Source organism: Acinetobacter sp. EKM10A, from assembly GCF_011075215.1.
Classification (GTDB): Bacteria; Pseudomonadota; Gammaproteobacteria; order Pseudomonadales; family Moraxellaceae; genus Acinetobacter; species Acinetobacter baumannii.
Genome location: NZ_JAALLK010000009.1, coordinates 113,118 through 119,117 on the forward strand (window position 1 = coordinate 113,118; position 6,000 = coordinate 119,117).

Sequence of the window (6,000 nt, forward strand, 5' to 3'; positions counted from 1 at the left end):
GTAATATGTAAAAGGAATTATTAAATGAGAAAAATTTTAGGTGTAGCTTCTCTCATTATGTCTACAGGTGTTGTACATGCTGAACAATTAAATGAACAAGAACAAATTTCTCCGTATAGTGCGAATGTGACTTTTGCAAGTCAATATATTTCACGTGGTTTCCAGCAAACTTGGGGTAAGCCTGCACTACAAATTGGTTTCGACTATGCAAATCCGAATGGGCTATTTGTGGGTACTTGGGCATCAAATGTAAGCTCTAACTATCTCCGTGATGCTTCAGTTGAATGGGACTTTTATGCAGGTTATTTAAAAACTATTGATAAATTCTCAATTGGAATGTCTGTTTATTATTATTATTACCCAGGTGCAAAAAGTACGCCTGAAACGGGAAGTACAAGCTATAACTATGGCGAAATTGTGCCTCAAATTGGCTATGGTCCTTTAAGTCTCAAATATTTTATTACCTATACCCCAGATTACGCAGGTTATAACTCAAATACGATGGGTGGTACAGAAGGTAAACGTTCACGAGGAACAACTTATTTAGATTTAAACTTTACACAGCCGATCAATGAAAGTTGGACTTTTGGTGCGCACTATGGCTATGAAAGAATTAAAAATTTCTCTGAAGCTAATTTTCAGGATATGAAAGTTGAACTTATTAAAGATTTAGGTGATGGCTGGACTACAGGGTTAGCTTATACCAAAGCGTGGGACAAAGACGGATACTATAGAAATTATAGTAATGGTGAACCAGATGCACCAATTTCAAATCCGATTGATTCGACCTTTACAGTATCTGTAAAAAAGGTGTTCTAATTTATACATAAAAAGCCTGATCACTTTAATTTGGAGTCAGCAGGCTTTTTCTAATACATAGAGTAAATTATTTTTTAATTAAATCATAAGCCATTTTAGTATCGTCTAGCTGAACCAGTGAAGCATGACGAGCAGAGAGCGGATCTTTATTTTCAATTGCTGTCAAAATTGCTTTATGTCTTGGTAATGAATGACCTTGTAAATTTGGGCGTAGACTGGTGACTTGAATCGATTGCTGCAAAGGTAAAACCAGCATTTTTGACATATAAGCCAATAAATCATTATGCGTTGCTTTGGCAATTGCTAAGTGAAACTGGATATCTGGCTCTATAAATTCTTCAACTGTTGTTGCCTTTTCCATTCCTTCATAGGCTTGCTTAATACGTTCAATATCTTCTTCATTTGCTGTACTTGCCGCAATATAGGCTAACTCCGGTTCTAAAACGCGTCGTACGGTAGAAAGTGTTTTAAAAAACTCGTGCTCAGGCGTGGTTTGAATCAACCAGAACAGTACATCTGGGTCGAGTAAATGCCATTCTTCTTTAGGTCGAACTACTGTTCCGATTTTGGGCCTTGAATAAGTTAAGCCTTTCGCATTTAAAACGCGTATTGCTTCGCGAAAGACAGGGCGGCTGACTTTATATTCCTCACACAAATCAACTTCACTTGGGAGCTTTTCATTTTCTGAAATTTCTCCAGAAACAATTTTTAATCCCAATTGTTGAACGATTAATGCATGTTGGCTTTTGCTTGGAATAGGATTTTTATAGTCAGCTTTACTCATATTTCACTATTACGACATGTTGAATATCCTATGGTATAGATGACCTTGTGTTTTAACAAGATCATCTTTTTCAAGAATAAATATTAATGGGAATGACGTGGAACTTCTGAGCCACGGCAACCGACCAAGAAATCAAAATCACAACCTTCGTCGGCTTGTAAAACATGTTCTACATAGAGTTTACGGTAACCACCAATAAAACTTGGTGGAGCTGGTGGCGCTAAATTTTCAAGACGTTGCTTAAGTTCTTCATCACTCACTTCTAGGTGAAGTTTTCCAGCATAGGCATCAAGCTCAATAAAGTCACCATTTTGAACTACAGCCAAAGGCCCACCTGCCATAGCTTCAGGGGCAACATGTAAAACGACCGTGCCATACGCTGTTCCACTCATTCGTGCATCGGAAATACGAACCATGTCGGTAATGCCTTTGGCTAAAATTTTTGGTGGTAGTCCCATATTTCCAACCTCGGCCATGCCCGGATATCCTTTAGGGCCGGCATTTTTCATCACAAGAATACAAGTTTCATCGACATCTAGATCTGGGTCGTTAATACGGGATTTATAATCATCGAAGTTTTCAAATACGACTGCACGACCACGGTGTTTCATCAACTCCGGTGTGGCAGCAGATGGTTTAAGCACCGCACCTTTAGGCGCTAAATTTCCGCGCAAAATACACATACCGCCATCTTGTCGAATTGGATTATCTATTTTCCGAATCACTTCATCATTATAAATAGGTGACTGTTGGCAGTTTTCCCAAATGGTTTGACCGTTTACGGTTAAAGCTTGAGGATGTGGTAAGAGATTGGCTTCACCCATGCGACGAATCACGGCTGGCAAGCCGCCGCTATAATAGAACTCTTCCATTAAAAAACGACCCGAAGGCTGTAAGTCGACAATGGTTGGCATGCCGCGGCCAACACGGTTCCAGTCATCCAGTTGTAAATCAACCCCAATGCGTCCAGCAATTGCTTTTAAATGAATCACGGCGTTGGTTGAACCACCAATAGCTGCATTGACTTTAATCGCATTTTCAAAGGCTTCTTTGGTTAAGATTTTAGAAAGGCGTAAATCTTCATGAACCATGTCAACAATGCGCATACCTGAAAGATGAGCCAACACATAACGGCGAGAATCTACCGCTGGAATGGCCGCATTGTGGGGTAAAGAAGTGCCTAGGGCTTCAGCCATACAAGCCATTGTAGAAGCCGTGCCCATGGTATTACATGTACCAGCTGAGCGTGACATACCAGATTCGGCAGATAAAAATTCATTTAAATCAATTTTGCCTGCTTTTAACTCTTCATGCATTTGCCAAACGATGGTACCTGCGCCAATGTCTTTACCTTTGTGCTTACCATTCAGCATTGGTCCACCAGTCACTACAATGGCAGGAATATCACAACTTGCAGCTCCCATTAATAATGCAGGGGTGGTTTTGTCACAACCTGTCAGTAACACCACACCGTCAATAGGGTTACCACGAATCGCTTCTTCAACATCCATACTGGCTAAGTTACGGGTAAACATGGCGGTAGGACGTAAATTCGACTCACCATTTGAAAATACAGGAAACTCAACAGGGTAGCCGCCCGCTTCTAAAATCCCTTTTTTTACGTGTTCGGCAATTTTTCGGAAATGCGCATTACATGGGGTGAGTTCAGACCACGTATTACAAATTCCAATAATGGGCTTGCCTTGAAACTCATGATCTGGAATTCCTTGGTTCTTCATCCAGCTACGATACATAAAGCCATTTTTATCCGTTGTACCAAACCAGGCAGCCGAACGAAGAACTTGTTTGTTATTCATACAAATTTCCCTATATAGTATTACTATTAGAATTAATTAATTTAAAAATACACCATAAATTTTATTTTTAAAAGGTTTGAAATTTAAATAGTATTACTATATTTTAAATTGAAAGGATAATTTACGAGCAAGATGCTCTATAAGTAAATAATAGGAAATGGAGTCGAAGATGGATTTCGAAAAGGATGTAATACGGACGGTCACGTTTAAGCTGATACCTGCATTAGTCATACTATATCTGGTGGCATACATTGATCGGGCCGCTGTCGGGTTCGCTCATTTGCATATGGGTGCCGATGTAGGAATTGGTGATGCTGCCTATGGTCTAGGAGCTGGCTTATTTTTTATTGGATATTTTCTTTTTGAAGTTCCAAGTAATTTGCTTTTAGACAAATTTGGTGCTCGTAAATGGTTTACCCGCATTTTATTAACATGGGGCCTCATCACCATGGCCATGGCGCTTATTCAAGGCCCTAAAAGTTTTTATCTCTTAAGGTTTTTACTCGGTGTAGCAGAGGCGGGTTTTTTCCCTGGTGTTTTATACCTAATTACGCAGTGGTATCCGGTGCGGCATCGCGGAAAAATCATGGGAATGTTTGTGCTTTCACAACCGATTGCCATGATGATTGCAGGGCCTTTAGCTGGTCTATTACTTGGAATGGATGGCATTGCAAATTTACACGGCTGGCAATGGTTGTTTGTTGCAGTTGGCTTGCCCGCGGTTTTATTGGCTTTACCTACATTTTTGTGGCTGCCCGATAACATTGATAAAGTAAAATGGTTAAGCATTGAACAAAAACAATGGCTTAAAAATGAACTCGTTAAAGATGAAGCCGAATATGACCAAACCCGACATGCCAATCCACTACATGCTTTAAAAGACAAACGCGTACTTTTATTAGCACTTTACTACTTACCGGTAACTTTAAGTATTTATGGTTTAAATCTCTGGCTTCCTACCATTATTAAGCAATTTGGCGGAGGTAGTGATATTCAAATTGGGTTCTTATCTAGCATTCCCTATATTTTTGGAATTATTGGACTTCTTATTATTCCGCGTAGTACTGACCGCCTGAACGATCGTTACGGACACTTAAGTTTTCTGTATGCACTAGGTGCTTGTGCAATGTTTTTAAGTGGTTGGCTAAATTCTCCAGTTATGCAGTTGGCAGCTTTGGCTGTAGTTGCGTTCTGTCTATTTTCATCGACTGCCGTGTTTTGGACATTACCGGGTCGTTTCTTAACGGGTGCAAGTGCAGCGGCTGGTATCGCCTTAATTAACTCTGTTGGAAATTTAGGTGGCTATGTCGGTCCATTTGGGATCGGACTGTTAAAAGAATACACGGGAAATATGGCTGCTGGTTTGTATTTCTTATCTATCGTCATGCTTTTTGGCTTGATTCTGACTTACATCGTCTATGCCAAGCTCGAACGTCAAAAAACACAAACAGTGAATATTCAAAAGCCTTTGTAAGGAATAAAACATGCAAATTATTCAATTTGAAAATCGTGCAAATCAACGTGCCGTCGCGAAAGTAGAAGGCAACATGGCATATCCGGTTAAAGATATTCAATCGGTTCGTGATTTAGCACTTTTAGCAATCCGCAATAAAGTTTCACTGGAACAACAAGTTGAGGCGTTAGGGTTTGAGTCCGAAACTTATGATTATTCATCTTTATTAGCAGACTTAAAGGTATTGCCGCCTTTAGATCATCCAGATCCAACGCATTGTTTAATTTCCGGTACAGGCTTAACCCATTTAGGTTCTGCATCTGCACGCGACAAAATGCATCAACAAAATTTAAGCGATGACAGCTCGGTAACCGACACCATGCGAATATTTCAATGGGGGCTACAAAAGGGCCGTCCAGCAGAAGGTCAGATCGGGGCACAGCCAGAATGGTTTTATAAAGGCGATGGTTCAATTGTGGTAAGACCGGGAGCTGAATTACCTTTACCACCATTTGCCGAAGATGGCGGCGAAGAACCTGAAATCGCAGGCCTCTATGTTATTGGCGAAGACTTAAGGCCTTACCGAATCGGGTTTGCGCTGGGCAATGAGTATTCTGATCACGTGATGGAACGTCGTAACTATTTATATCTGGCGCATTCAAAATTACGTTTTTGTAGTTTTGGTCCAGCTTTACGGACAGGTGAATTACCAAAACATTTAGTTGGAACCAGCCGCTTGCGTCGTGATGGACAAATCATTTGGGAAAAAGAGTTTTTGTCGGGTGAAGACAATATGTGCCATAGCTTGGCAAATCTGGAATATCACCACTTTAAGTATCAACAATTCTTAAAAGCAGGGGATGTTCATATTCACTACTTCGGTACAGCCACTTTGTCTTTTGCCGATGGTATTCAAGCGCAAGTCAACGATGAGTTTGAAATTGAAATGAAAGAGTTCGGCCATCCACTCAAAAACAAACTTGCTCATATGCAACCCGAATTACCGATCGGTTCAGTTATTACTCTCTAAGGAATATAAAAATGGTCATTGGACACAACTTTATTGGCGGTTCACGCAGCGCACAAAGTTCCACTTTAATAAAAAGTATTCATGCTACGACTGGTGA

Annotated in this window: 6 protein-coding genes; 4 read left to right on the forward strand and 2 right to left on the reverse strand. The window is 40.3% G+C overall.

Going from position 1 to position 6,000, the window contains the following annotated elements:
* Positions 1–24 precede the first annotated feature (24 nt).
* Positions 25–819, forward strand: a complete 795-nt coding sequence (locus tag G9371_RS12820) for a TorF family putative porin (protein WP_029424791.1) — start codon at positions 25–27, stop codon at positions 817–819.
* Positions 820–886: 67 nt separating this feature from the next.
* Here the strand turns inward: G9371_RS12820 and G9371_RS12825 are convergent, their stop codons facing one another.
* Together G9371_RS12825 and G9371_RS12830 are read right to left on the reverse strand one after the other, a co-directional pair.
* Positions 887–1,603 (reverse strand): FadR/GntR family transcriptional regulator, encoded by a 717-nt coding sequence (locus G9371_RS12825; protein WP_000029961.1) that lies wholly within the window; start codon positions 1,601–1,603, stop codon positions 887–889.
* A gap of 83 nt (positions 1,604–1,686) precedes the next feature.
* On the reverse strand, positions 1,687–3,420 hold the full coding sequence (locus tag G9371_RS12830; protein ID WP_001060819.1) for an IlvD/Edd family dehydratase: 1,734 nt from the start codon (positions 3,418–3,420) through the stop codon (positions 1,687–1,689).
* A gap of 169 nt (positions 3,421–3,589) precedes the next feature.
* Here G9371_RS12830 and abaQ point away from each other — a divergent pair, with 169 nt between their 5' ends.
* The 3 genes from abaQ to G9371_RS12845 all read left to right on the forward strand — a co-directional run.
* Positions 3,590–4,894, forward strand: coding sequence for a multidrug efflux MFS transporter AbaQ (gene abaQ / locus G9371_RS12835; protein ID WP_000345069.1), 1,305 nt, complete (start codon positions 3,590–3,592; stop codon positions 4,892–4,894).
* Between the two features lie 10 nt (positions 4,895–4,904).
* On the forward strand, positions 4,905–5,903 hold the full coding sequence (araD1, locus tag G9371_RS12840; RefSeq protein ID WP_029424792.1) for an AraD1 family protein: 999 nt from the start codon (positions 4,905–4,907) through the stop codon (positions 5,901–5,903).
* Positions 5,904–5,914: 11 nt separating this feature from the next.
* The coding region (locus G9371_RS12845) for a hypothetical protein (protein ID WP_371745842.1) at positions 5,915–6,000 on the forward strand (86 nt) is incomplete at its 3' end.